The organism is Paenibacillus sp. 7541 (assembly GCF_002276395.1).
GTDB lineage: Bacteria > Bacillota > Bacilli > Paenibacillales > Paenibacillaceae > Paenibacillus_AQ > Paenibacillus_AQ campinasensis.
In genome coordinates this window covers 106,410-133,385 of the sequence record NZ_NQLZ01000001.1, presented here as the reverse complement: position 1 = coordinate 133,385, position 26,976 = coordinate 106,410, and the positions used below count along the sequence as shown (strand labels likewise).

The following is a 26,976-nucleotide window of genomic DNA, read 5'->3' as shown; positions in this document are numbered from 1 at the left end:
CAAGCAACGATAACAGGAAGGAACGATGTGCCTATGAGAGTATTATTATTGGATTTGGATTCGACCAGACCGGATCATCTTGGCTGCTACGGTTATCATCGCAATACGTCCCCGAACATTGACCGAATTGCTGCGGAAGGGGTGCGCTTTGACAATTACTATACCTCTGACGCACCTTGTTTTCCTTCACGAACCGCGTTAATGACCGGCAGATTCGGTATTCATAACGGCGTTGTTGGCCATGGAGGCACAGCAGCCGATGTGCGGCACGAGGGCAAGACCCGGGATTTCCGCGACAAGCTGGCTTCGGATAGTTTTCCAGCGTTGTTCCGCCGAGCCGGCATGAAGACCGCATTGATCAGCCCGTTCGGAGAACGCCATTCAGCATGGACCTTCTACGCGGGATTCAATGAAATGTATAATACAGGTAAAGGCGGCATGGAATCTGCGGAGGAAGTATCACCGGTTGCCCTGGACTGGCTGGAGCGGCATGCGGATGAGGACAATTGGATGCTGTACTTGAATTTCTGGGATCCACATACACCGTACCGTGCACCCGAATCGCTAGGGAATCCTTTTGAACACGATCCACTGCCCGCCTGGATAACAGAGGAGGTGCTTGAGGAGCACCGGAAGAAAGTCGGGCCGCATGGAGCCAACGAAATTAATATGTATAATAATGATATATCCTCTGATTATCCGCGGCATCCTGGCGAGATTCAGTCGATGGATGATCTTCGCAGGATGATTGACGGATACGATTGCGGCATTCGCCACATGGACGAGCATATCGGTGCCATCTTCGAATTGCTGGAACATAAAGGGGTCATGGATGACCTGGTTGTCATCATTACTGCAGATCACGGCGAGAACATGGGGGAGCTTGGGATTTATGGCGAACACGGAACAGCGGATCAGGGCACTTGCCGCATTCCAATGATCATTCGTGGCCCGGGTATTGTGAAGGGACATACAGATCGCGGTTTGCATTATCATCTCGACCAACTGCCTACGATGGCTGAATACATGAATATGGCACCTGCGCCAAGCTGGGATGGAAGGAGCTATGCCGAAAGCTTGCGAAGCGGCGGGTGCAGCGGTAGAGAGTATCTCGTGGTGTCCCAGTGTGCCCATGTCTGTCAGCGGAGCGTTCGTTTTGGGGATTGGCTATACATTCGGACGTATCACGACGGCTTTCACCTGTTCGACAAAGAGATGCTGTTCCATATCACCGAAGATGCTCATGAACAGCACAATCTGGCTTCTCAAAGACCGGATCTCTGCAGGGAGGCCGTCTACCTGCTGAACGAATGGCATGATCAGATGATGTCCACGATGCCGTTTGACGTGGATCCGTTGTGGACGGTCATGAAAGAGGGAGGACCTTATCATGCGAAGGGACATCTCCCGAACTATATCGAGCGCTTGAAGAATACGGGCCGGGGCGAAGTGGTGCCGGAGCTGATGCGACGTCACCCTCAGGAGTTTGTATAGAGGGTATGATAGATTATCGATCATCGAAGCGGGAACATTCGCACCAGCATCGTTGTCCATCGTCTGTACCAAGGGTTGAAGGAGACAAACATGAGAGAAGAACATTCATGCTGCGCCGGTTCGAGATCCGCGGGGCAGCGGACAGAAGTCGATACGAAGGATCAATCCGTCATATGGCAAGAAGGACATCGTGATCGTAAGGTGTCCTCGGATCTTCATACCAACATGATCGCCATTCCTGGGGGCACGTTTATGATGGGCACAGATTCGCAAGAAGGGTTTGCAAGCGATGGCGAAGGCCCAGCACGTCGGGTGACGGTGGACGGGTTCGAAATTTCGCCTTATGCTGTAACGAACGCAGAGTTCCAACGATTTGTTGAGGCAACCGGATATGTGACAGAGGCCGAGACGTTCGGGTGGTCGTTTGTCTTTGAAATGTTTGTATCAGAGCAGACCAAAGCGAAGGTAGTACAGGTGCCGCAAGATACGCCATGGTGGCTGGTCGTGGAAGGGGCATACTGGGCGGCGCCAGAGGGTGTGGACTCCAATATCGAAGCGAGGATGGATCATCCGGTCGTGCACATCTCCTGGAATGACGCGATGGCGTATTGCCGATGGGCCGGCGTGCGGCTTCCGACGGAAGCGGAGTGGGAGTATGCAGCACGTGGCGGGCTGGAAGGAAGAACCTATCCTTGGGGGGATCTGCTCAAGCAGGATGGAAAGTTTCAGTGTAACATATGGCAGGGGAAATTCCCGGTCAAAAACAACGCCAGCGACGGATATGTCGGTACTGCGCCGGTGGATGCCTATTCACCAAATGGCTACGGACTATACAACCTGTCCGGCAACGTCTGGGAATGGTGCAGCGATTGGTTCAGTCCGACCTATCATCGACAGACATCTGCCGTAAATCCGCATTTCTCAGAGGCCACCGGCAGAAGGTCCATGCGCGGCGGATCGTATCTGTGCCACCGATCCTATTGTAATCGGTACCGGGTTGCGGCTCGAAGCGGGAATACGCCAGACAGCTCAACAGGGAACTGCGGCTTCCGCGTTGTGAGGGATATGGGGATAAAAGGCTAATTGAATTGAATTGATACGCAAGCTTAGGCTCTCGTCCCCTAGGGGAGGGGAGTCTTTTTTGATGGCATGCAGGTCAAATCTGCTAGTTTATCGAACATATAATTAAGAGAATTCAAGGTTATGGGTGGGTAACGATTACGGTGAGTTCCTTTCGCAAGCAGGGCTCTATAACGATTGGAGGACAATGATGAATCTGAAACTGGAAATGACGGCCGAAGATTTAAAGCAGACGGCAAAGCGTGTTGCAGATTATACGTTCGGGATGGATTTAACTTGGGACTGGCCAGGCGGTGTTGCGTTCTATGGTGTCAGCAGGCTGTTCGATGTAACGGGCGATCAGTCCTGCCTGGAGCGGATGGCGGAGTGGGTTCAGGAATATGTAGAAGCAGGCATACCGGAGAAGTGGACGGTGAACACATGCGCAATGGGTCATATGCTGCTCACCCTGTATGAACATACGAAAGAACAACAATATCTGGATATCCTGCTGAGCAAGATGGACTATCTGCAGTCTCATGCTTTGCGTTTCGGGGATCGGGTTCTCCAGCATACGGTGTCGTCTAACAATGATTTTCCGCAGCAGTGCTGGGCCGATACGCTGTTCATGGCGGCATACCTGGAACTGCGTGTCGGTGTGCACCTCGGGGAGAAAGAGCTTATCCATGACGCGCTGCATCAATATGAACGTCATATCCATTACCTGCAAGACGAGCATTCCGGCCTATGGTACCATGGCTACAATCATGTCACGCAGGATCATATGTCCGGGATCCATTGGGCGCGCGCTAACGCCTGGGCAGCCTATACGATGTCGCGCGCAGCAGGGGGCCTTCCGGAAGGCTATCTGTACCCTCCCATGATGCATATATGGAGCTCATTGCGCGATCAGCTCGCAGCGATCAAACGACTTCAGCATGAGGACGGCCTGTGGGGCACTGTGCTCGATTACCCGGGAGCATACGGAGAAGTATCCGCCACAGCAGGGATCGCGGCTGCAATGGTCATGCAGGGCAACCCGCTGCACGCGAAATACGTACGCCAAGCATTGGACGGTGTACTCGCCAATATTGCAGACAATGGACGGGTCTTGAACGTGTCCGGGGGAACAGCGGTCATGAACGATATTGAGGGATATCTCAGCATTGACCGAAAATGGGCGCAAGGATGGGGGCAGGGGCTTGTGCTTGCCTTCCTGGCAGCGGTGATCGAGCTTGTCGAATCGAAGGTGGATCGGGAGCACAACCATAGCAGCGATCAAGTGAATTAATCCATACAGATTCAGTTCTTGGATACCTTCTCCGGCTGCCTTAGCTTCATTATCCCTTTGGTTCAGGGGACGGGGATTTCGGGGGCGAGGCACAGGGTTCCTTTAGATTCATTAGAATGTCGAAGCTGATCTCGAGTAGTTCATGGAATTTAAATGTATTAGAAAGTATCAGAATTCATCGGGAGCTGTTCGTTTTAGTTCAGGACTGATCAGGATCCATCAAAAAGTTTGAAGAGGGATCGAGAGTTAAAGCGCGGATGAATTGAGCGTAGATGAATTGAGCGAGAAAAAATCGGCGCGATTCAAGCAGCTTTCTGTGTTACCTGATCAGACGGGATAATGATACAAAGCTTACAGAGGCACAAATGCGGGGAGAACCTTGGAAAGAGCCCTAACCCTTAACGGGTTGGGGCTCTGCCGTTTCATCGTTTCATCCTACGAGGAGCGAATTCCGGTGAGAAAATGGGAGATTGGCTGTAAGCGAAGCCTAAGATATGGGCATCTGCACAGCCCGGGCAGCATTGACCCGGCCATGTCTCCACAACGTCCCCGTCCCCGGGATCGGATCGGCCGTTTCCACTATCGCATTGTGAATCTGCAGATGGGTTCTCTGCTGCGCAGCGAGCAGCCCGGCGACTCCGGCGACATGTGGGGCTGCCATGGAAGTTCCGCTCAGGTAAGCATAATTCCCCCGCAAGTGCGTGGACAGTATTTGATCTCCCGGCGCAGCGACATCAACCCAGTTACCATAATTGGAGAAGCTGGAACGGGCATCACGCTGATTCGTCGAAGCAACGGCGATGACGTTCGGGTAATAAGCCGGGTAGGCCGGCGCATTGGTATTTTCGTTCCCTGCAGCAGCTATGACAACGACACCGCGATCCCAGGCATACTGAATCGCATGTTGAAGCGTTTGCGCCGCGGAGCGTGAGCCAAGGCTAAGGTTGATCACACGTGCGCCCTGATTCACCGCATAGATGATGCCGCTGGCCACGCTGCTCAGATTGCCGCTTCCGCTGTTATCCAGCACTCGCACAGGCATGATCGAAGCAAGAGGCGCGACACCCGCAATGCCCCTGGCATTGTTTGTGGCCGCTGCTACTATACCTGCCACATGGGTGCCATGGCCATTGCCATCATAAGGCGCCGCATCTCCATCGACAAAATCATATCCGCTAACCAGCTTGGGTGCGAGCTCAGGATGATCCAGCTGGACGCCGGTGTCCAAAACCGCGATGACGACATCCGGGGAGCTTTGGGTGACATCCCATGCCGCCGGGGCTTCGATCTTCTGGGGACCGTACTGATAAAAAGCGAAGTAAGGATCATTAGGCGTGTAAAAGGCGTTAAACAAAATGTTGGGCTCTGCATATTCGATTTCTTTCAACTTGCTGTAATGCTTCAATATCCTGCGCATGCTGCGCTTGGACTTAATTCGGGTGTAACCGAGGTCTTCGCTGGTTTCTACAACCTCACATCGGGCTTTCTTATGAATGGCATCGATCTGCTCCTGCGTGATGCCTTCGGCAAACCGGACGACAAGCTCATGAGCGACGTGAGGAGGGAACTGGCGGTCAGCGTGTTGACTGTACAGCCGATAGAGCAAGAACCCCAGCACAATCAATGCTGCGGCTGATACCCCAATCCATAACCACATACGAAATTCCTCCCTAAGTTTTGATAGAAACTAGAGTACGGAATATTCATATGTTGCTTGGTCAGATGAGGTTTGGACGATCCGTATAATTGGCCTGACAACCAGCCGTGTCATCCGGCATAATTCCAGCGACTTGACTATGGATAAAATGATCCTTTATGATCGTTGCATGAGACTTGGAAAGGGGAGCGATCGCCTTTCAGGTCGGCAGCTGTTTATTTTTCGTATAAAATAAACGAACATTCATTCACTTATAAGATACGGAGGGGTATCCACGGCATGATCATTCTACTGATATGCGCAGCGTTTATCGTATTCATCGCACTTTTTTTACAATACTATCCGCCTTTCGGGCAACAAGTCCCCAAAGCGCAGCGAATGCAGTTTCAGCAGCTTCCGAATTTCAAGCAGCGCCGGTTCGTCAACCAAATTCCCACCTCCATGAGCATGGGGGCATCGGAGTTTATGTCCATTCTGAAGGATTATCTTTACAGCAATCCGAACCGGAAACCGGCTTCCCCGCTGCCGATGAAACCGGTGGATCCCGCAAGCATCCCGCAGAAGGAAGGAATCCGTGTCACCTGGTTTGGTCACTCGGCGCTTATGCTTGAAATGGAGGGAAGCACGATTCTGCTGGACCCGATGTTCGGAAAATCGCCGTCGCCGCTGCCTGTTCTGGGCAACCAGCGATACAGCAAGGCGCTTCCGATCAATCTGGAAGAGCTGCCGGTTATCGATGCCGTTATTTTCTCGCATGATCATTATGATCATCTCGATTACGACTCGGTCCGGAAGCTGAAGGGGAAGGTGCGGCACTTCTATGTTCCGCTTGGCTTAGGGAGCCATTTGCAGCGGTGGGGGATACCGAAGGAGAACATAACCGAACACAACTGGTGGGATTCATCGGAACTCGATGGACTTCAGCTTGTGTGTACGCCGGCGAGACATTTCTCCGGGCGCAGCCTGTTTGACCGGGATTCAACTTTGTGGTCGTCTTGGGTCATCATCGGTAAGGAGAGCCGGGTATATTTTAGCGGAGACAGCGGGTATGGCCCACATTTTCAAGAGATTGGCGAGAAGTACGGTCCCTTTGATACTACCTTGATGGAGTGCGGCCAGTACGATAATCGGTGGGCTCATATTCATATGATGCCGGAAGAGACCGTGCAGGCACATCTGGATGTGAAAGGCAAGCGCCTGCTTCCGATTCATTGGGGCGGGTTCACACTCGCTTTTCATGACTGGAATGAACCGATTGAACGAGTGACCCGGGCGGCTCGGCAGAAACAAGTGGACATTGTCACTCCCCAAATCGGGGAGCCCGTTACGCTGTCTTCTAATGCATCAGTGATCGACACGGATGTCTCATCCGTATGGTGGCGAGGCACGGGCAGCAGAGCGAATGGATCTGCGCTGGAAACCGAATAGGCATACGAAAGGCCGCGGAAATCCGCGGCCTTTTTGAGGGACGGTCAACAGCAGGATTAAGGAGATTACCAGCCAACGCGAATGATCAAGCCTTTCGGGTCGCCGACTTCGAGATAAGCGGCTTGGCCGTTGACATCATCATAGGCAAATCCGTAGGCCAGGCCGTTAATGCTGTGGTCATGCCAGAATTTGGCGTAATAGTTAGCCGGTGTACCTTTATAGTAATTGGACACGTTGTTCCAGTCATTGCTCGTATACACATGACGATTGATCGCTGCACAGGTCGCTGCATCTGTTAAAGCGCCATCACAGCGGAAGATATCCTGCGTACTGTAAGGGGAGTATCCGGCAAAATAATTGGCATTCGCTCCGCCCTGGGCAAAGGAACCGTGAATCGGCGCAACGATGCGGTATGGAGCTTGAACCGTAGCGAGCGATTTGAATTCTGCAGGAACCTCGGCCTGGAACTTGGCGAAAATGCCGCTGCGGGTTTCAGATTCATATTCACCCACAGTCTGATCGAAGGAACCGGATATGTTCACCAGGCGATGCTGGATCGGGAAACCGAACCCATCGACACGGGTCGTATTACCATGGTATCCCGCATGATCAATTGTAAATTCAACGAAATCAAAAATAATATCGCGATTCGGGTCTGTCGGATTGTTCAGGTCCGGACCGGCAAAGCCATCGTCAAACGTTTTCAGGTACATCGGGGTGTTCACGCTCAGGAACATTCGGCCTGATGTTATCTGAGGCAAAGTGACCCAGTTGGCATCACTTACCTTGTGATAAATGTTTGCATAGTTGATTCCGTTCTTCGTTAAATGGCCCGGCGCATCATTCAGTGCACTGGAGATCGGGATCAGATTTCCGCTCAGGTCCAGGTAGCTCCAGCGGCCGTTGGCCGGATTGATGCCAAGCACGCCCCAATAGATTTGTGAGTCGGCATACGCGCCGTTGGTTCCGTTCATGATCTTCATCGATACAGCGCCGCTTGGCGGCATCGGAATCGAGGACGGATGAATGTCATAGATCGAGCCGGAAGACGGGACAGGCGGCGGTGTTGTACCTACGGTGTAAGTAAAGGTGCCGGTGTCGTAAGCAGGGATTCCGTTATTATAAGTGAACGAATACCGAATGACGTTGCCGGCAGCGATGCCGGGGACGGCTTGTTCGTAACGGGCTTGACCGCCGTTATACGTCATTCTGAGGTTTTGCTGCACGCCGTTGTTTACAGTGTAATGCACATCCACCCAGCTTGTGTTGACCGTGGATTTGAACCAGATCGTAGCGGTGCTTCCGGACACATCAACACCCTGAGTGTAGTCAGCAGCTTCGACCTTTGGAATGAAGAGCGTAGAACAGACGAGCAGCAATGACAGAAGCAGCAGGGACGACATTTTTGCGCGGATCATTAGATTTCCTCCTTGTCATTCATTTTGATAAAACAGGGTTCAACAGAACAGGTACGCGGAATAACATCACTCCTTAGCTGGAAGAGAAGTTTATAAAGCGCTTACAACAAAGATTGTAATCATATTTTACAATATTTTGTATTACTGGTATTTCGGTATAGGGTTCAAAATTTCGGGTACGGTGGGGACAAGCCTCATCATAAAGGCCGGCTAACCCTGTGATTAGCCAGCCGCACCTTGAGCCGTTCAAAGTCCCGATTGTTCCTGCAGCCAGCGAAGACGGTAAGCATTCATGGCGTATTCGCGCAGTTCCTCCAGTATCGTATAATTCGCCCACGCACCAGCGAAGGCACCGATCCCTGGCAGCATCTGAAGCATTTTCCGAAAATCCATGCTGTCCCGGTATTCGATCTGGAACGTCTCCCAGTCCATGTTCTTATAATATTCGCTATCGGATTTCCATTGGTCCTTCTCAAGATGCCAATGTTTGATGGCTTCCAGCTGCTCGGCACGGCTGTTCGGTCCTGCAAATGTCATTTGAAATACCTTGAGGATGAACACCCGCTCGGCAAAATGTTTGGTATCATAACCATAGACATGCGCAAGCTCAAACAAAAACTTCATTTTAATGGCAATGAGTGCCGGAAAGTCCACCATGCTCAGCATGATGCCGCCAGCGCCTGTACCGGCACCTTCAGCGACGGCGATCTTCTGAAACTGGGCAAACCGTTCTCTTGCCTCCTGATCAGCCTGTTCCAGATCCAGCGCGCGCGCCACCGGACGGCCAGGCGTATATTCCGCACCGAACAGCGCCGTACGTACAATGGAACGGATGGTCGTGGTGATCATGTTGTGCACCTTGGAAGGAATGAACAGATTGATGCGGTTGCTGATGTTTTTGGACGTTTTCTCCAGCCATCCCGGCGATTTAAACATCTGTTGTTCCCAGGTGTCAATTTCCTTCTGCACTTTATGTTCGTAATTCATGTTCATCGCTCCTACAACCGTCATAATGATTACATTGGTTTATATTGTAACGGATCGGGTGCATGCAGCGAAACAGACCATAGGAGGACGGTGACCTCGACTAAAGTCCAGCATCGATCTTCCTTGTACCAATACAAGCCATTTCTCTGGCTTTTGGAAACAGTGCTGTTGTCCAACTTGTTTGTATGCTAGAATGAGAGAATTGGTAATATAATTGAAGGAGTAAAGGAAATGTCCGAATTGCCTCTGGTTGAAGTCGCATATCGCACGATTCGGGAGAAGCTTCTGAATGCAGAATTTTTGCCCGGAAGTTTGTTCTCTGAGAACGAGCTGGCACAGCAGCTGAATATGAGCCGCACACCGATTCGCGATGCGATCAGGCTGCTTGAACAGGAAGGTTTTGTCGAAACCTTGACCAAGAAAGGAATCCGGGTCAACAGCATCGATATCAATGAATTGTTCGATATGTTTGATCTGCTTACCGCGCTGTATCTCTTTGCGCTGCAAGTGGTGGAGCAATATGATGAGCCGGTCGATCTGCAAACGATGGAGCGCTATTTGAATCAGATGATAGCGGCCAGCGAGCGCAAGCAATTCCGTGAATATTACGAAAGCGGACTATCCATGATGAGAACGTTTCTGGAATCCATTCATAATGAAGTGATTTTAAAAACATTTGATCTTTATCGGGACAAAATCATTTTCTACATTGTATCCCACCGGTCATACAATAACCCATCCCGTCCCTATACCGGTAAGAAAAGCCACAATGACATTTATATGCATCTGCGAGAAAGAGACTACACCGCGGCCAAAAAAGCGTTATTGGATGCAAAATGGTACGTGCGGGACGAAATCGTGCGCACCGGCCGAATCCAGAATCCATAGTATCGTTCACCATGAAACGACTTGTTCCCAAGTATTGGGGGAGCAAGTCGTTTTTTATTTACACAATCATAATTTCACGATAACACCTGTCTTACATTCAAGTTATACCATTCTTGTATGCAAGATAAACATAAGTGGAGAGGATGAGGAATGTGGAAAGAGGGATCGCACATCGCGGTGATTTGAGAAATTATCCGGAAAATACGTTATCGGCGTTTGAGTCAGCATATCGCATCGGCTTCAAACGAATCGAGTTTGATGTCAACATGACAAAAGATGGCGTGCCAGTCGTGATCCATGATCCTACGCTTGATCGGACGACCAATGCGACCGGACTGGTGAAACAGTACACCTGGGAGCAATTAAAGCAATTCAAGATTGAAGAGGATGAACGCATACCATCTCTTGAAGAAGTGCTGCTTGCACTGAAAGGAAAGGTGACGATGCATATCGAGCTGAAGCAGATTGGCCATCTGTATCCGGGTCTCGAAGAGAAAGTGATCGAACTGCTGCGCAAGACAGATACGTATGATCAGGCGACCCTGTCATCGATTGACCATTACAGTCTTGTCAAATGCCGCTCGGTGGACGAGCACATCCCGCTAACGCCGCTCATATTCGGAAGAACACCTAGCATTTTCGAGTTTGCCAAGGAATTGAAATCCAAGAGCATCGGGCTCTATTTCCGGTATATCACTCCGGATTATGTGGATGAATGCGAGAAGCACGGGATTTCGCCAGGCGCAGCAACCGTCAACCGGGAAGAAGACCTTCGCCATTTCATCGCGGATCCACGGGTGCTGATCTGCACAGAAGAGCTGGAGTTATACAAATCGCTTGTGAACGCGTGAAACGGGGGAAGAAGGTCATGACCAGATTCAAGACGGTCTTTCCATATGTATTACTGCTGCCAACGATGGTATGGCTCGCGGTCTTTGCCTTGTATCCGTTAGGCTATATGGTCTACCTCAGCCTTACATCATGGGATTTGATCAATCCCAATATTGAATTTGTCGGTCTCCAGAATTACATGAATATTGTGAATAATGCCCGATTCTATACGATGCTAGAGAATACCTTTATATTCTTCCTTCTGACCGTACCGGGCACGATTCTGGTGTCAACGCTGCTGGCTCTATGGCTATTCAAAAAGCGTTTCATTCATCAGCTGGCCACCAGTGCAATCTTCACGCCGCACATCATTTCACTCGTATCTGTGTCGATGGTGTGGTTATGGTTAATGGACCCGTCGATCGGACTGCTCAACTATATACTTGGGTGGTTGAATCTGCCCCAGAGCGATTGGATCGCCAGCTCGAAGACCTCCATGCTCTCGGTGGCCATCGTCTCGATCTGGAAGTCAGTAGGGTTCTTCACCTTGATTATATTGAGCGGGCTCGGGCGCATTTCGAATGAAATTCAGGAAGCCGTCAAGCTGGATTCGCGTCCCAACGTATATACCTTCTTCAAAATTACGCTTCCGCTGCTGTCACCGACGTTATTATTCCTGTTCTTCATCGCTTCGATAGCATCGTTCCAGGTATTCGATACGATCCAGATCATGACTAACGGCGGTCCGGCAGGATCGACGACAACGATTGTGTTTTTCATTTACGATTATGCGTTCCGTCATTTTCAGATTGGCTTTGCCAGCGCCGTGTCCATCGTCTTGATGCTGATCCTGGCATTGATGATGACACTGTATTTCCGGTTCATATCTAACAAGGTGCACTATCAATAAAGCCGGACAGGAGGGAGGAAAACGATGGATCGTGTAGGAAGAACGTCCGTCCAGCAACCTGAAATATCACGCAATCTTGTGTTCAAGCTAAGAAAGCATGCCGGCTTAGCCATCGAAAGCATCCTCTTGTCGGTGCTGGCCATCCTGTTCGTGTTTCCCTTTCTGTGGATGGTACTCACCGCTCTGAAAAGCCCGGAAGAGGCGCTCATCTTTCCGCCGACGCTTATGCCGCAGACCTGGAACTTTCAGAGCTTCGCGGAAGTGTGGCAATCAGGGCCGTTTGGGACCTACCTGACCAACAGCGTAGTCATCGTGGCGGCTATTTTGGCGGCACAGCTCATCACGGCAGTACCCTCTGCTTATGTGTTTGCCAAATACCGTTTCACGGGAAAGGAATTTCTGTTTCTGCTCGTGCTGCTGACGATGATTATTCCGTCCCAGCTTACCTTCGTGCCGCTTTACCTCATGATGAGCGAGTGGCAATTGCTTGACTCTCTCGTTCCGTTGATCCTGCCGTTTGTTGTGACGCCATTTGGCATCTTTCTGCTCCGTCAACAGATACTGCAAATTCCGGACGAGCTGTTTGAAGCGGCCAAGATCGATGGAGCTGGAGAGGGACGGACGATGTATCATGTATTGCTGCCGATGATCAAACCGGCTGTCGTCACCGTGATGCTGCTGAGCTTCATTACGCATTGGAATGATTATTTCTGGCCTTTGGTCATGACCAATACGATGGAACTGAGAACCTTGCCGCTTGGCGTTGCGAACCTGAAAGGGCTGGAAGGTAATTCGAAATGGAATGTGGTCATGGCAGGAAACTGTATATTGGCGCTGCCGCTTCTGATCTTGTTTATGTTGAACAGTAAACGCCTCAAGGAATCGATAGCATTTACAGGTGTGAAATAAGTTCGTCATTGATCTAAGTCAAATGGAGGCTACAGTACACATGAAAAAGTTAATGACAGGATTATGTTTAACGTTACTTAGCATGACCGTGTTAACCGCATGCGGCGGCGGTCAGCAGACGTCCACCGGTTCCAATCCGGCACCGGAAACCAGCACCGAAGCCCCGAAACAGGAGAAGGTGCAAGTGAACCTGTGGCATGCCTGGGGCGGCTCCAGTCAAGAAATTATGGATCAATTAATTGAAAACTACAACGCATCTCAAGATCAGGTCGAGGTGACCGCCACGTTCCAGGGAAGTTATGGCGACTTATCAAGCAAGCTGCAGACCGCTATAGCAGCGGGAAATCAACCAGAGGCGGCCATACTGGAACGATCGACGATCATTAATTTTGCCAGAGCCGGAGCTCTGGAGGATTTGAATCAATACGACGTCGATATGAGCGATTTTATTCCAGGGTTATTATCGAGCACGACCTATGATGGCGCGCTTGTCTCGATTCCTGCGGGAAGAAGCATGCCGATTCTGTACTACAACAAAGAGCATTTTAAAGAAGTCGGCCTTGATCCTGAATCGCCGCCAGCAACACTGGAAGAGCTGAAGGAATACGCTGAACGGTTGACCATCCCCGGGGAGCGGGTAGGGTATGAGTCACCGACCGGCATATGGAATTTCTCGCATCTGGTTATGACTTACGGCGGTCGTTTGGTCAATGAAGAGGCGACAGATATCGGATTTGCCGACGGGGCGGGTGTACAAGCTTTATCGCTGTGGAACAGCATGCTGAAAGCCGGAACGATGAAAGCACCGCCGCCAGCGGAAGCGGATGTAACCACCCTCCGGGATTTTGTGTCCGGCCGGGTATCCATGGTTTCATTAAGCACGGGTGGATTAACGATTGTTATGAATAATGTGGGGGATGCCTTCGAGTTCGGGACAGCCTTCATGCCATCGGATAACGGGCATCTGGTCGTTCCTACAGGAGGCGCGGACATCGCCATGATGGCCAACAGCAGCCAGGATAAGAAAGATGCGATGATGGACTTCGTTCAGTGGGTCACGTCAACAGAACAAAATGTGTTCATCAGTAAATCCTCCGGATATGTTCCGACGCGTTTCTCGGCGGTTGAAAGCGAGGAAATGCAGGCGCTCTATCTGGAAAATCCGCTATACAAAGTAGCGGTCGATCAATTGCCGTATGCGAATGACACCGATATTTATGTCAATTGGTCGCAAGTCTCGCGGGAGATTACACAACAAGTGGAATTAAACGTTCTGGATGGAAGCATTGACGAAGAGACTGCGATTCGCCAAATCCAGGAGGCTGTATCACCGCTGTTCAACCCATAACGACGAGCCCCTATACTTCTACCAAAGACAACACAGACGGAGGTCAATAGTGATTAACCCGAATTCTAGTCATAACAGCAATCCTTATCAATCGATGCCGCTGAAAAATGCGCTTCCTTTTGAAGGTGTGCATAATTTTCGAGATCTGGGCGGATACCCGACTACTGACGGAAGGAAAGTCAAAAAAGGCCTCATCTATCGCTCAGGCGAGCTGTTTGGATTGACGGATCAAGACCGGACCTTATTCCGATCGCTGCAGATTCATACGATTTTGGATTATAGAGACGATTGGGAGGCTGAGCTTCGCCCGAATCCCCCATTCGAGGGGATCAAGTATGAGCGATTGCCTGCCGATTCCAGGGCAGCCAAAAAGGTGGCCTTCCAAACGAACGGGGAAGCCTCGCTTCAGCTGCCTGACCCGTTTGACGAATGTATCTTCGCCGGCTTCTACGGCCTGCTGCCAGTCAATAATCCGTCTTACAGACGATTGTTTGAGCTTTTGCAGGATGAAGAGCGTCCGGGACTGCTCCAGCACTGCAAGGTGGGCAAAGACCGGGCAGGCATCGGTGCAGCCTTGATCCTCCTGGCATTGGAAGTTCCTCGGGAGCTGATCGTAGCTGACTATATCGCTTCGGAAACGCTGCTGCTCGATATGAAGATGGATTTACTGAGTCAGCTAAGAGAAAACGGCGCAGCGGATAAGGAGCTCCGGAATATAGAGGTGCTTATGGGAGCCAAGGCCTCTTATATCGATGCCGTATTTCAGACGATCGACAGCTATGAAGGCGGAGAGGCCGGATTTTTTCTGCAAGAGTTAGGAATTACACCAGAGCAGCGAGACATCATTCAGCAAATCTATTTGGAAGCTTAACGAATAATGCGAGCCAAGGCTTCTCTTCCATGCGAAGGGGAGCCTTGATGGCGTTGTGATGTTGTGATCCTGAACTACGTACGGCTATGGCTTGCTTCTGATGGTCACCAGAAGAAACACCAGCTCATGAGCAGATGAAAAAACCAGGAGCCACTTCGCAGTGACTCCTGGCCTTCGAACGGCGTTTTCGCTTAAGGCTTCAATATGACTTTGATGCAGTTCTCTTTTTTGTTATCAAAAATATCATATCCGTGCTCGGCCTGTTCAAGCGGAAGACGATGCGTAATGATGTCAGTGGGATCAAACTTGCCTTCCTTCATCATCTGGTAGAGCTCCGGCATGTAATGGATGACAGGCGCCTGGCCCATCTTCAGCGTGATGTTCCGTTCAAACAGATGTCCCAGCGGAAACATGTTGTACCTTAAACCGTACACGCCCACGAGCTGAATGGTGCCAAACTTTCTGACCACCTTGGATGCAATTTCAAAGGCGCCCAAGGATCCGCCCTGCAGCATCAATGCGGTCCCTACCTTTTCCAGCAGGTTCTTCTTGGCATCAAGCCCCACACAGTCGATCACCACATCCGCACCGCCGCGGGTGATCTCTTTCATATAGCCTTCGAAGTTGTCCCTTTCCTCAAAGTTGAACACCTCAACCTTGTTCGTCCGCTCGGCGTGCTGCAGGCGGTAGGGGATGTGATCCACTGCAATGACCCGGGATGCGCCTTTCATCCAGGCGAATTTCTGGGTGAGCAGGCCGACCGGGCCGCAGCCGAGCACAATGACGGTATCTCCTTTTTGGACGCCGGCACTCTCCACGCCCCACCACGCGGTCGGGACGATATCCGACAGGAACAGTAGTTTCTCGTCTTCCATTTCCGCATCCTCCGGCACCTTAAACGGCATGAAGTTGCCGTATGGCACACGCAGCAGCTCGGCCTGGCCGCCTGCAAACCCGCCGTAGGAATCCGAATAACCGAGATACCCGCCTGTATCCTTCGTTTCGTTGGCATGGTCACACTGGCTCTCCATGTGGTTTTGACAGAAGAAGCACTGACCGCACGCAACATTGAACGGGATGATGACCCGGTCTCCTTTCTTGACTTTGGTGACAGCTGGACCTACATCCTCAACTATCCCCATCGGTTCGTGGCCAATAATGTAATCGTCGCGCATCCTCGGAATTTCCCCGTTAAACAGATGCAAATCCGAGCCGCAAATCGCGGTAGAGGTGACTCGGACCAGAATATCATCCTTCGTCTCCAGTCTTGCATCCGGCACGTCCTTGACCTTGACGTTACGCTTCCCTTGATACGTTAGTGCTTTCATGGTGTGATCACTCCTCGCTTCGAATGTTAGGTCTGTAATGAATGAGACGATCAAACAGCTGCGAGCATGTTGCCTGTACTATGGTATAAACCAGAATCCAGAACAATCTATCGGTTTCAACTGTATTTCTTCGATATTTCTATACCGGATGACCGGGATCGTCTATGAAAAAGAGGCGAGAGGCCGCCCCATCACGTTCTCCGCGAGGAACAATCAGCTTAATCGCTTCCGTATGCAGGTTGCGACTTCTTCCGGCATCTGCCGTATCTGTACATCATCACCCAAAAATAACAGCCAGTTGGTGATCTCGGTCAATGCTTCGGAATCATCGACATGAATGTACGCGCTCAAGCTGGCCGAGGTCTGATATGGATTCGTATACGAAATTGAAAACTTGAAAGGGTGGTATTTTTTGAACTGGGCAATCGCTTTAGGCCCAAGATCCAGAACCAGGTTGCTCGTTTCTGCCTGCCGGCTTAATTGCTCCGCTATCTTTTTCTTGCTTATTCTCCTTCTGCCCTGGTACGGTGAGACCTCCGTGAGATGATCGACAGGAAGAATCCGCTGCTGTTCTTCCTCCAGGTCAAAGGCTTCGATGAGCCAGACGCTCTTCTCACGATATAAGTGCAGCACATAGATCGGGTAGGACCTGATTTCGCGCTCGACTTCAACCGATACGAAGAGATGCCGGTCTGTCAACAGCATTTTGATGAGCTTCTCCAGCATGGGATGGGGCAGATCTGACAGGTCGAGCAAGTCGGGATGATGTGGATTGGTTCCTTCAAACATCAGAATCTGATTTAATAGAACCAGGTCGTCCTGCTGGTTTTGCGAAATCAGTCCGAGTAATTTCTCAGCCAAAGAATGACGGCTCTTTAAATAAGGAAGCTGCAGGTTTCTTGTAGCCATGAAGGCGATAAACAGCGCCTTGAGCTCATTGTCGGTGAAACGGACGGTCGGGAGGACCGAGTTGTTCATGACAAAATAGCCGCCATCCCTCCCAACTTCCGCGACCAGCGGCATGCCCATTGCTTCAATTTCTCGGATGTCCCGGATTGCGGTGGAGCGCGAAATGTTGAATTCCCACATGATTTCGGAAACCGTAAAACGGGCACGATTATTGATATAGCGCATGATGGTGTTAATGCGTTCAACTTTTTTCATGAGAGGCTCCTAAACAGTATCATTTTCTGACATGATTTAACGGTATTATAAACCTATCAGATGCACACTCCAAGCATTTGATCAATAAACGAAGAGAGAAGGGTTCATAATGGCTACTTATACAATCGAGGAAAAAGACAGCTTTATCGTACTGGGCATCGGAACGGAGCTGAAAAGCGATTACACTGATTATGCCGGCATTAACAAGGAGAAGTCCGACTTCTGGCAAACGATTAAGGAGGATGGAAGGCTGGATAAGCTCAAGAGTGTCGCTGCCAACGACTACATTTTTGCCGTGAACGAGGCCGTCAATCACAAGATGATGTATTATGCCGGTGTCATGACTGATGCATCCTTGCCGGAAGCAACCCGGGTGATTCAATTCCCTAAGGGAGAATATCTGATCGTTAAAGGGGAAGCTCAGACAGGGGAAGAACTTAGCAACAAGCTTACAGGCATTGCCTTTGGACAGGCGCTGCCGGAAGCACAGCATATCGCCTATGTTGGCGGACCTAACGCAACGGTGGAGATGGGGCAGCACAACGAGGTGTTCTACGGGGAAATGTGGATTCCTGTTGTGAGGAAATAAAGCGGAAATAAAAAAGGAAGCCACGGTATAGGAGGAATGAGGATGGCTTATACGGTCGATTTTAAAAGCGTGTCTACGGTTGGTTTGGAATCATCCCCGGCAGCCGAGGCGCTTGCCGGTTTACGCGCAAACGAAGCCCGTTATTTCATGAATAAGTATAAGCATGAATTTACCGTTGTGCCTGCCAGCGAAAGCAAGGAAACCCTGACGTATGTGAACCGGATTTTACAGGAAGAGCGGGGGATTGTGTTCTCGGCTGCTCCTCTGGAAACCTCGCGTTTCCAGGTGGACAATATCAAATTTGCGTACGTCCTCTATGAGGATGGTCTTGCGCTTAATGTGATGTATACGGTGGATGATCCTAAGAAACGGGCGGTTGGCTTTAAACTATCCGAAGGGATGGAGGTACCGCAGGAGCTGGAAGGGAAGTTTAAGTTTGCAAGGTAGAAATCGAAATTAGCCTGAACCGTCCGGGGCTCGTTTTTTGTCATAAAGGGAGAATATGAAAGCGAGAATTAAAGGGGAACCTTCATGAAGCTAGCATTTTATGTATCGCAAGGTTTTGGTCTTATGCTCATCGGCATGGGCGGATATCACCTGTTCAAGGCGAGACAAATCGAAGGCATGGGAGCGCTGGGTGCCGGATTTCTAGGAGCAGCTGAATTTGGCCTCGGCGCACTGCTCATCATCATCTCTGTAATCGTATATTGGATCAGTAAACGGAGAAAAAATCGCACTTGACCCTTCGGCATTCATTCGCAACAATAAAGTGAAGGGTGAAGCGGTTGCCCTTACTTCAATGAACTCATCCTTTCGAGCAGGTGGTTCCTTAAACGGAGGCGAAAGCCATGAGAGTTACGACGGGCATTATGAAATACAAGCTGGAAATCCCGGTCCCCCGTAAACACTGGATAAATCGATCACATCTCCACTCATCACTTGGGGGAGTGGCAACGCAGGGAATTACCTTGATTGTCGCTCCCGCCGGCAGTGGCAAAACGACGGCCATGACGCAAATCGTACACGGCAGCAAACAACGGATATCTTGGGTTTCGCTTGACGAGCATGATAACGATTTGCACCGATTTTGGCGATATCTCGTACATACGCTTCAACCACATCTGTCCGCAGGTGCCAGTGATCGGCTGCTGTCTTTGCTTGCGGAATTTTCCGAGCATTCGGTTCGACCATTTCTGGACCAATGCCTTAATGAGTTGTATGAGGTGGCTGGTCCGATTAGCGTGGCGCTGGATGACTATCATGTGATCACACGTTGCGAGATTCATGACAGCCTTAATTATTGGCTGGACCATCTGCCCCCCAGGATACAGGTTGTCATCGCATCACGTACCGAGCCTCCGCTGAAGGGGCTGCAGACGTGGCACATCAGTGGAAAAATGCAAAGAATTGGATCGCACCAGCTGGCATTTACACCCGATCATGCTGAAGAGCTGTGCGTATCCGTTCTGGGTCGAGCTCTGCCCAGGGAGTGGGTGATTTCCCTCGTTGAACGTACGGAGGGCTGGGCTGCAGGGCTGCAGCTAGTACTGATCACACTGCTGCAGCGGCCGAGCGAGCAATGGCCAGAATGGATTCGTTCTCAGGATATGGGCAAATATATCGACAACTACTTATTTCGTGAGGTATGGAGCGGACTGGACGAATCAACCCGGATTTTTGTACTCAAGACGTCGGTTCTTAAGCGGTTCAACACTCCGCTATGTGAAGCCGTAACGGGGATTTCGGACTCCGAAGAGAAAATAAGCGATTTGCAGAGCAGAGACCTGTTCCTGCTTCCTGCCGGTGGAGATTATTATCGTTACCACCATCTGGCTGGCGATTTCTACGAAGCAATGCTCAGAAACCAATCCCCCGAGCGGTGGAACATCTTGAAACGCAAGGCATGCCATGCGTACGCACGCATCGGATGGTACGAGGAGGCGGTTGATCTTGCATTCGAGGCCGAGGCGTATGATCTTGCAACCGGGTTACTGGATCAACATCTTCACGAATTGGTTATGCGCGGCGAGTTCAGGCTCATTCAGGAATGGTTTGATCGTTTTCCGGAATCTTTCACGCTGCCAAGCAAGCTGCGACTGATCTGCGCTTTTGTCCGTACATTTATGGGCAAGTTTGACGATGCTCGCGATATGATGGCAGCAATGGAGGCGGAGCTGGACCACTCTTCCTCAAATGAAGAGCAGTTGGAAAATGTAAGCGGGCTGTTTTTTGTCAAAGCCAACCATGCGTTTCATTCCGGCCAGTTCCAGGATTGGTTTCGTTTTGCGGACTCCATCCAGCAACGCCTGCCGCAAGATCCGGTATTTTTTGAATTCAATTATAATCACAATCAACCTTTCGTCAGATATACAACCTTTGGCCTGAAAGGGGCTTTGACTGATACGACTTCAGCATTGGGGTGGCAAATCACATCGATTCTGGAACAGAATGGGTGGGGGGACTCGCTCATGTGTCAATATGTCCTGCAGGCGCTCGCGGAGGGCTACTATGAATGGAACGAACTGGATCAGTGTAAAGAACTGCTGGACCGTATAACGGCCGGAAGCCGTTACTTAAATATTGCGGGGCTGTTCGTCCCGGTACGGCTGACGATGGCCAGACTAAGTCTTGTCAGAGGAGATCGTGCAGGGGCAAGAGCCACGATTGAACAGACCCTTGATCGATTGGAGGGAGCATCCAAGGGGGTATGGTGCCAACCGTTATGGACTGCTCTTGCGGATATGGATATCCAGGAGGGCGCTGTTGACCGCGCTGAGGCACGTATGAAGGACATGAATATTTCCCCTGATCAGCGGGTTCATCTTGGCTCAGTCCAAGAGACGCTCACGCTGGTCAGGCTGCTCATTGCCCAAAGGCGGATCGATGAATCCCGCAGCCTGCTGACACGACTGTTGCTCCAGGCTGAAGAATCCGGCATGGTCAACATTGCCGTATCCATCATGGTTCTCCAAGCTTGCGCAGATGTGGCTCAAGGGAAGAAGCAGGATGCATTCGAGCGAATATATCACGCCCTTGCGCGTGTCCAGCCATTCCGCTATATTCGCACCTTCGCGGATGAAGGAGTATGGCTTCTGGAATTGTTGGAGGAGATGCTGGCTGCTTCTGCATTTGATGATCAACCAGAACTGAAAACCTATGCTCGTACGCTGGCGGCCGTCCTGGATGCGGAATCAGCAGCTGTGAACTCGGGGCCTAACCCAACTGTAACCGGGCACTCCCTAACGCCCCAGGAAACCGAAGTTGTCAAGCTGCTGCATTTAGGTTACACGAATCAAGACATCGCGGATGAGCTGGGATTAACACTCGGCACGGTTAAGGTATACTTAAACCGCATATATAGCAAGCTCGGCGTGCGCAGCCGAACCCAGGCTGTCCTCGCCACTACGCCAGCCCCTCCAGTTGCATCAATTATCCAGAAATAGGGAAATTGTAGATAACCTGGACTCTATTAATGAAAGCCACGGCACAGGGATGCCAAACTTCCCGGAGCTGTGGCTTTGTTGTGTCATGGTTACATTACATCCGAAAGTTAACTTTAGTTAATTGTTGGCATGCTGCTTCTTTGATAGTATGTCGAATAGGATCGGAAGGTGTAAGTGTTCGAAACGCCTTTCAATCTCATTATAAGCCATAGCAATTATGATGAAGGGGAGGTTTTATTTGCGGTTTCTACGTAAATCACTCGCTGTCTTGCTTGCATTCTTGCTGGTAATGACGCATATCCCGATTCCGGGCGCGTTCGCAGCTTCCGGCTTTCCCACAGCAGTAAGAGACGTTGGGGCAGGAAACGGCCACTCTATGTTTATCGATGGGGACGGGAACGTATGGGCATTAGGAAATAATGAATTTGGGCAATTGGGGAATGGAACAACCCGGAATTCGTCTCGTCCTGTGCAAGTCGCGAAATCAGATGGAGCTCCATTAACCGGCGCCATACAGGTTGCCGGCGGTTTCAATTTCTCGGTTGCACTGCTTGATGACGGGACGGTATGGTCCTGGGGTCAAGGAAGCTATGGCAGACTCGGAAACGGCGCGACGGATAATAAAAGCGCAGCCGAACAAGTCACTCAGGCAGACGGTACGCCATTGCATCAGGTGCAAAGCATTGCGACAGGCAAGGCGCATACACTTGCTCTCAAAGAAGACGGGACCGTATGGGGCTGGGGAGAGAATGCCGGAGGTGTGTTAACCGATAACTCGATTAACGGAACCGTACAGCGCGCGATGCAGCTCAAAGCTTCCAGCAGTTCTTATCTCACCAATGTAAAAGCCGTAGCCGCTGGTGAATATCACTCGATGGCTTTGAGGAATGACGGGACCGTATGGGCATGGGGAAACAACTTCTTTAATGGACTCGGTAATGGATCAGATACCGATTCGATCTATCCCGTTCAGGTGATCGATGTCACGAATCAACCCCTGACTGGCATCATCCAGATTGCTCATCACCGCCTTGGAGGCCTTGCTTTGAAAGCAGACGGGACCGTATGGAGCTGGGGCTATAATGAAAATTACAACTTAGGTGTTGGCACTGGCATGAGAACGAGCAGCAAGGCGGTGCAAGTGCTGCAAACCGGTTCGGTGCCGCTTACGGATGTCGCGCAGCTGGGCGGCGGTGATCGACTGAGCATGGTGATTAAGAAGGACGGTTCCGTCTGGTGGTGGGGGTTGCAGAACAACGGTTATTCTGTCGCCACTCGCTTCCTTGAAGATGGCGAACGGATTACAGGCGGAGACCTTCACAGCCTTATTGTCAAAAAGGACGGAACGCTCTGGGGCCATGGCTGGACCGTCAGCGGAGAACTGGGAATATCCTCTAGTTCTGTAAACAAGTATTACACTAACCCTGTACAGGTCTACCCGGCTACCTCACGAATGTACTCGAGCTCAAGCCTGCTTGATGCAGACGGCACCAGTAAAGCAAGAATCACAGTATCTCTCTATGATGGCAGCTACTTGTCCATCGGCAGGAGCGAGGGAACGGTCGAGCTTCATACTTCCCTCGGCGAGATCGGGCCCGTAACCGATCATGGAGACGGAAGGTATAGCGCCGATCTAACATCATCGAACACAGCGGGCACTGCGGTCATTACAGGAACCTTAAACGGATATCCCATACCGGTTGCTTTAAATGTCATTATGGTACCGCTGCCGCCTTCCATCGACCATTCCACGGTGACGGCTAGTCCCTCTTCCATAACCGCAGATGGACGAAGCACAGCCACGATTACGGTACAACTGAAGGATGCCAGCGGCACCGTGGTTAACGATAGACGACACGCAGTCCAGCTCGCAACGACAGCAGGAGCGCTTGGGAACGTACAATACGACGGAAATGGTACGTACATGGCGACATTAACTTCACCAACGACAGTAGGCCTGGCTGAGATTACAGCTTCCGTAAACGGTGCTGCGATCCGTCAAACGGCGACGGTTCAATACGTGGCTGGGTCTGCTTCGGCAGACATGTCAAGGATCGAGACTGGCGCCGGCAATATTGTTGTTGGTATGGGAAGCACGATGGTTACCGTCCATTTGAAAGATGCCTATGGCAATCCGCTGGAGACGGGCGGCGATACGGTCCAGCTTTATGCTTCCAGCGGAACCTTAGGGGCTGTTAGGGATCACGGCAATGGAACCTATACCAGCATGCTTAATGCAAGCACGACGGCCGGGACGTCAACGGTTCGTGCTGAAGTGAATGGGATGCCTCTGAATGATTCCGCTCAGGTTGTATTCGTACCTGGCAGGGCCTCGAGCCAAACTTCAGAACTGACCGCAGAGCTGGGAGAAATCACAGCGGACGGCAGCGACTCAACAATCATCCACTTGCAGATGAAGGATGCGTTTCATAATCTTCTGGACTCCGGAGGGAGCTATGTCGTGCTGAACACAACGGCTGGGGTGCTCAGCCCGGTGCAGGATCATCAGGATGGTACATATACAGCTGTTCTGACTGCGGGTACCAAGGTTGGTATCGCAGAAATAACCGGCAGTATGAATGGATTACCCCTCCTGAGCACTGTACAGGTTCAGCTGCTCCCGGGGCCTCCTGCAGCAAGTACGTCTACATTGTCGGTCGATCGTAGTATGGTATCTACGGATGACGGAATTGCAGAAGTGACGATACAGCTAAAGGATGCGTTCGGTAATGAATTGACAACCGATAGCGGAAGGATCCAGTTGGCCTCCACCCTCGGGACTCTTACCGAGCCTGTCTATACAGGTCATGGACGATATACGTCGCAGATTCGCTCGCGCCAAGCGGGCAAGGCTACCATTACTGCAACGATTAACGATACCAAGCTGGCTGCCGAAGCAGAGGTTGAATTCATTCCGGGTAAAGCTTCGCTCGCAGCTTCCACTATCGTTAGCGATCGGGAACGATTAACTGCAAATGGCACGGAGACGGCACAGATTACACTGCAGCTAAAGGACGACTCAGGCAATCCAATTGTCGACGAACAAGCATTGCCTGCAGTTGAGCTTAACAGCTCTTTAGGCAGCCTATCTGCCCCGGTCTATGAAGGAGAGGGCCGATTTACCGCCCGATTAACGTCAACCCAGACAGGTCTGGCAACAGTTACTGCCCGGATTGACGGTTCTCCTGTCTCTGCCAAAGCGTATGTAGAATGGTTGCCGGGTCAGCCGGACGTGAATGCATCGAGGCTGCTGGTTGACCAGACAGCGCTGCCTGCTAACGGGTCTTCCCATGCGCTCCTTACACTTCATGTGAGCGATGCATTCGGAAATCCTGCAAGCGGGACCGTTCAATTTATATCCTCGCTAGGAACGGTGACCGGAGTAACCTATGCGAGCCCGGGCCTTTATACGGCCGAGCTGCGCTCTACTGAAACAGGAATCGCGGATATTCAAGCCTGGATTGACGGCGAGGCCATACCAGGAAGCGTTCAAGTGGCCTTCAGCGACGGTATATGGTTGATGCCATCGGCCTATCGTGTGCAGATTGGAGAATCCGTGCGAACCGTTGTGGAGGTAACCTACGGCGATTCAGCATGGGACCGAACCGCCGAGTCTGATTTCCACTATGATCATGGTATGATCCAAGTTGCCCGAAGAGATGACGGTTACTGGTATATCACAGGCCTTCAAACCGGGACGACGGTGATTCAGGCGGTTTATCAGGCCGAGTCCGGCCCGATTGCAGCTTATGCCCCCGTCACGGTGTTTGCAGTGCCAACCAACCTGGTGCTAGATCCTTTGCGGTACACGGTAAAAGAAGGGGAGCATGCACAGATTGCGGTATTTGCCGAGTATTCCGACGGAACGAAGAGGGACGTAAGCCTGGAAGCCGACTATGTCCTGAAGGATAATAGCCTTGCTGCCATTGACGTGTCAGGACGTTTGCTTGGGCTTAAACCTGGAAGCACGGAGATCATCATAAGCTTTGAAGGCCTGCAGACTGTGGCTGAAGTGGAGATATTGCCTTCGCCATCTCCTATACCACCGCCGGCACCTAGAAATGATTCTCCTGCGTCTCTCCCGGCGGCTCCAATACCGGCTCCGGAACCTGCCCTGATGTTTGAGCTGCAGCTGGATGGAAATGAACGCCAGCTTATTCGACTGAACGCGACGGACCTCAAGTCGGGGGAAATTGTCATTGACACGACGGAAGGGGAGCGGGAGTGGACGCTGCACATGAAGCGAACCACCCTGGATCAACTCCGGAAGATCGACGATGCCATGGTTGTGACATGGAACACACCGCTCGGAACGATGGTGCTGCCGATTGCAGAAATAGGGGATACATTGTCAGGCTCTTCGGACGAGATTATCTTATCCATTCGGGCAGCGAGCGACAAGGATCAATCCAAGGTGGAGAGCATGGCTTTCAGGCTGGGTGCGACCTTACAAGGGAGAGCTTTCTCTCTGTCGATGGCAACCGTGGGCAAAGGGGGGAACACCGAGCAGCTTGTCCCAGTCCAGGCACTCGTACAGTTTCGACCAAGCGGGATCAGTGGCTCCAATCACCAGGTGACAGTCGCTACGGTGAACGAGGCAACCGATGAGTTCATTTATGCATTTACACATCTCTTCGAGCCTGGTTCAGAGGAGCTTACTCTAAGGACCGTTCCATTATATGCATTGCTGGAGATGACCCCGTCTTTTGCGGATATGCGCGGACATTGGGCCGAAGGCGCGGCAGAACAGCTGGCGAGCAGGCTTATTGTACAGGGTACCGGTCAAGGCAAGTATGAACCAGCCCGTCCAGTCACTCGGGCGGAGCTAGCCAGCATGTTGGTGAGAATGTTTGGCTGGACGGAGAAGGGAACCTCTGAGCCATTCAGCGACGTAGCTAGTCAATGGTATTCCAAGCAGGTGCACTCCGCTTATGAGGCCGGCTGGATTCAAGGCTACGCGGACGGGACATTTCGTCCAGATGCTCATGTCACACGTCAGGAGCTGTTCGTGATGTTGGCTCGCGCACTCCAGTCTGCGGGTTATGAAGCGAACGAGAAGGAGATGCATAACCCTTATGCGGATCAGTCATCGACCGCGGCCTGGGCCGAGCGTGCAATCGACCAGCTTAGAAATGCGGGCCTCCTGGCCGGAACACCGGATAACAAGCTGGAGCCTGCGCGTTATGCGACGCGGGCGGAGCTAGCTGTCTTGCTGGCGCGAGTCACGGGTGTCATGGAGACAGATCAATAGTTTATACATCAGCAGGCATGCATGCCTGCTGATTTTTTTACGCCAAGAGAACAGGAATGTTAACTAAAGATAGATTCGCGCAAATCCAGATTTTATTAAAATGAAAGGGT

Annotated in this window: 19 protein-coding genes and 1 pseudogene; 15 read left to right on the top strand and 5 right to left on the bottom strand. The window is 51.2% G+C overall.

All coding sequences use genetic code 11. The annotated features are described in order from the left end of the window. Positions 1-33: 33 nt before the first annotated feature. The 3 genes from CHH75_RS00665 to CHH75_RS00655 all read left to right on the top strand — a co-directional run bounded on the left by CHH75_RS00665 (position 34) and on the right by CHH75_RS00655 (position 3,844). The gene (locus tag CHH75_RS00665) at positions 34-1,494 is read left to right on the top strand and encodes a sulfatase family protein (RefSeq protein WP_095397177.1); all 1,461 of its coding nucleotides are present in this window, start codon (positions 34-36) and stop codon (positions 1,492-1,494) included. A gap of 225 nt (positions 1,495-1,719) precedes the next feature. Then, a complete protein-coding gene (locus CHH75_RS00660; RefSeq protein ID WP_483310900.1) occupies positions 1,720-2,577 on the top strand; it encodes a formylglycine-generating enzyme family protein in 858 nt (285 codons plus the stop codon). A gap of 187 nt (positions 2,578-2,764) precedes the next feature. Further along, positions 2,765-3,844, top strand: a complete 1,080-nt coding sequence (locus CHH75_RS00655; protein ID WP_095266125.1) for a glycoside hydrolase family 88/105 protein — start codon at positions 2,765-2,767, stop codon at positions 3,842-3,844. A 487-nt stretch (positions 3,845-4,331) separates the two neighbouring features. Here the strand turns inward: CHH75_RS00655 and CHH75_RS00650 are convergent, their stop codons facing one another. Continuing rightward, positions 4,332-5,501, bottom strand: a complete 1,170-nt coding sequence (locus tag CHH75_RS00650) for a S8 family peptidase (RefSeq protein ID WP_095266126.1) — start codon at positions 5,499-5,501, stop codon at positions 4,332-4,334. 279 nt (positions 5,502-5,780) lie between these two features. Between CHH75_RS00650 and CHH75_RS00645 the strand changes: the two genes are divergently transcribed. Beyond that, on the top strand, positions 5,781-6,929 hold the full coding sequence (locus CHH75_RS00645; RefSeq protein WP_095266127.1) for an MBL fold metallo-hydrolase: 1,149 nt from the start codon (positions 5,781-5,783) through the stop codon (positions 6,927-6,929). Positions 6,930-6,994: 65 nt separating this feature from the next. Here the strand turns inward: CHH75_RS00645 and CHH75_RS00640 are convergent, their stop codons facing one another. Both CHH75_RS00640 and CHH75_RS00635 read right to left on the bottom strand, forming a co-directional pair. Next, positions 6,995-8,347 (bottom strand): glycoside hydrolase family 64 protein, encoded by a 1,353-nt coding sequence (locus tag CHH75_RS00640; protein WP_176475414.1) that lies wholly within the window; start codon positions 8,345-8,347, stop codon positions 6,995-6,997. A gap of 246 nt (positions 8,348-8,593) precedes the next feature. Further along, positions 8,594-9,334, bottom strand: a complete 741-nt coding sequence (locus tag CHH75_RS00635; protein WP_095397175.1) for an EcsC family protein — start codon at positions 9,332-9,334, stop codon at positions 8,594-8,596. A gap of 231 nt (positions 9,335-9,565) precedes the next feature. Here CHH75_RS00635 and CHH75_RS00630 point away from each other — a divergent pair, with 231 nt between their 5' ends. The 6 genes from CHH75_RS00630 (at position 9,566) to CHH75_RS00605 (ending at position 15,091) form a co-directional block, all read left to right on the top strand. After that, positions 9,566-10,222, top strand: coding sequence for a GntR family transcriptional regulator (locus CHH75_RS00630; RefSeq protein WP_095397174.1), 657 nt, complete (start codon positions 9,566-9,568; stop codon positions 10,220-10,222). A gap of 152 nt (positions 10,223-10,374) precedes the next feature. After that, complete coding sequence (locus CHH75_RS00625) at positions 10,375-11,073, top strand: glycerophosphodiester phosphodiesterase (RefSeq protein WP_176475413.1); 699 nt, start codon at positions 10,375-10,377, stop codon at positions 11,071-11,073. A gap of 17 nt (positions 11,074-11,090) precedes the next feature. Next, entirely contained in the window at positions 11,091-11,963 is an 873-nt protein-coding gene (locus CHH75_RS00620; protein ID WP_176475412.1) for a carbohydrate ABC transporter permease, read from the top strand. 24 nt (positions 11,964-11,987) lie between these two features. Beyond that, positions 11,988-12,872 carry a carbohydrate ABC transporter permease gene (locus tag CHH75_RS00615; protein WP_095397171.1) on the top strand — a complete coding sequence of 295 codons (885 nt, stop codon included), beginning with the start codon at positions 11,988-11,990 and terminating at the stop codon, positions 12,870-12,872. A gap of 82 nt (positions 12,873-12,954) precedes the next feature. Beyond that, a complete protein-coding gene (locus tag CHH75_RS00610; protein ID WP_176475411.1) occupies positions 12,955-14,220 on the top strand; it encodes an ABC transporter substrate-binding protein in 1,266 nt (421 codons plus the stop codon). A gap of 49 nt (positions 14,221-14,269) precedes the next feature. After that, on the top strand, positions 14,270-15,091 hold the full coding sequence (locus tag CHH75_RS00605) for a tyrosine-protein phosphatase (RefSeq protein ID WP_176475410.1): 822 nt from the start codon (positions 14,270-14,272) through the stop codon (positions 15,089-15,091). Between the two features lie 191 nt (positions 15,092-15,282). On the opposite strand, the gene CHH75_RS00600 is transcribed toward CHH75_RS00605, so the two are convergent. Together CHH75_RS00600 and CHH75_RS00595 are read right to left on the bottom strand one after the other, a co-directional pair. Beyond that, positions 15,283-16,419, bottom strand: a complete 1,137-nt coding sequence (locus tag CHH75_RS00600) for a zinc-dependent alcohol dehydrogenase (protein WP_095397170.1) — start codon at positions 16,417-16,419, stop codon at positions 15,283-15,285. Between the two features lie 213 nt (positions 16,420-16,632). Beyond that, a complete protein-coding gene (locus tag CHH75_RS00595; protein ID WP_095397169.1) occupies positions 16,633-17,583 on the bottom strand; it encodes a helix-turn-helix transcriptional regulator in 951 nt (316 codons plus the stop codon). 109 nt (positions 17,584-17,692) lie between these two features. Between CHH75_RS00595 and CHH75_RS00590 the strand changes: the two genes are divergently transcribed. From CHH75_RS00590 to CHH75_RS00570, 5 genes and pseudogenes are all read left to right on the top strand, one after another. Further along, positions 17,693-18,172 carry a GyrI-like domain-containing protein gene (locus tag CHH75_RS00590; RefSeq protein ID WP_095397168.1) on the top strand — a complete coding sequence of 160 codons (480 nt, stop codon included), beginning with the start codon at positions 17,693-17,695 and terminating at the stop codon, positions 18,170-18,172. Positions 18,173-18,214: 42 nt separating this feature from the next. Next, positions 18,215-18,616 (top strand): annotated as a pseudogene (locus CHH75_RS00585) (phage tail protein); the annotation flags it as partial. Between the two features lie 87 nt (positions 18,617-18,703). Next, on the top strand, positions 18,704-18,913 hold the full coding sequence (locus CHH75_RS00580) for a hypothetical protein (protein WP_095397166.1): 210 nt from the start codon (positions 18,704-18,706) through the stop codon (positions 18,911-18,913). Positions 18,914-19,020: 107 nt separating this feature from the next. Next, positions 19,021-21,615: a winged helix-turn-helix domain-containing protein gene (locus CHH75_RS00575; protein ID WP_095397165.1), complete on the top strand. Its 2,595-nt coding sequence runs from the start codon at positions 19,021-19,023 to the stop codon at positions 21,613-21,615. A gap of 217 nt (positions 21,616-21,832) precedes the next feature. After that, on the top strand, positions 21,833-26,866 hold the full coding sequence (locus CHH75_RS00570) for an invasin domain 3-containing protein (RefSeq protein ID WP_369680136.1): 5,034 nt from the start codon (positions 21,833-21,835) through the stop codon (positions 26,864-26,866). The last annotated feature ends 110 nt before the right edge of the window (positions 26,867-26,976 follow it).

Excerpts from the sequence above, each read along its gene's own strand:
- CHH75_RS00665 (WP_095397177.1), top strand. The coding sequence starts at position 34 with ATGAGAGTATTATTATTGGATTTGGATTCGACCAGACCGGATCATCTT.
- CHH75_RS00600 (WP_095397170.1), bottom strand. The coding sequence starts at position 16,419 with ATGAAAGCACTAACGTATCAAGGGAAGCGTAACGTCAAGGTCAAGGAC.
- CHH75_RS00635 (WP_095397175.1), bottom strand. The coding sequence starts at position 9,334 with ATGAATTACGAACATAAAGTGCAGAAGGAAATTGACACCTGGGAACAA.
- CHH75_RS00645 (WP_095266127.1), top strand. The coding sequence starts at position 5,781 with ATGATCATTCTACTGATATGCGCAGCGTTTATCGTATTCATCGCACTT.
- CHH75_RS00660 (WP_483310900.1), top strand. The coding sequence starts at position 1,720 with ATGATCGCCATTCCTGGGGGCACGTTTATGATGGGCACAGATTCGCAA.
- CHH75_RS00590 (WP_095397168.1), top strand. The coding sequence starts at position 17,693 with ATGGCTACTTATACAATCGAGGAAAAAGACAGCTTTATCGTACTGGGC.
- CHH75_RS00570 (WP_369680136.1), top strand. The coding sequence starts at position 21,833 with ATGATGAAGGGGAGGTTTTATTTGCGGTTTCTACGTAAATCACTCGCT.
- CHH75_RS00655 (WP_095266125.1), top strand. The coding sequence starts at position 2,765 with ATGAATCTGAAACTGGAAATGACGGCCGAAGATTTAAAGCAGACGGCA.
- CHH75_RS00615 (WP_095397171.1), top strand. The coding sequence starts at position 11,988 with ATGGATCGTGTAGGAAGAACGTCCGTCCAGCAACCTGAAATATCACGC.
- CHH75_RS00610 (WP_176475411.1), top strand. The coding sequence starts at position 12,955 with ATGACCGTGTTAACCGCATGCGGCGGCGGTCAGCAGACGTCCACCGGT.
- CHH75_RS00640 (WP_176475414.1), bottom strand. The coding sequence starts at position 8,347 with ATGATCCGCGCAAAAATGTCGTCCCTGCTGCTTCTGTCATTGCTGCTC.
- CHH75_RS00620 (WP_176475412.1), top strand. The coding sequence starts at position 11,091 with ATGACCAGATTCAAGACGGTCTTTCCATATGTATTACTGCTGCCAACG.
- CHH75_RS00650 (WP_095266126.1), bottom strand. The coding sequence starts at position 5,501 with ATGTGGTTATGGATTGGGGTATCAGCCGCAGCATTGATTGTGCTGGGG.
- CHH75_RS00575 (WP_095397165.1), top strand. The coding sequence starts at position 19,021 with ATGAGAGTTACGACGGGCATTATGAAATACAAGCTGGAAATCCCGGTC.
- CHH75_RS00595 (WP_095397169.1), bottom strand. The coding sequence starts at position 17,583 with ATGAAAAAAGTTGAACGCATTAACACCATCATGCGCTATATCAATAAT.
- CHH75_RS00580 (WP_095397166.1), top strand. The coding sequence starts at position 18,704 with ATGAAGCTAGCATTTTATGTATCGCAAGGTTTTGGTCTTATGCTCATC.
- CHH75_RS00630 (WP_095397174.1), top strand. The coding sequence starts at position 9,566 with ATGTCCGAATTGCCTCTGGTTGAAGTCGCATATCGCACGATTCGGGAG.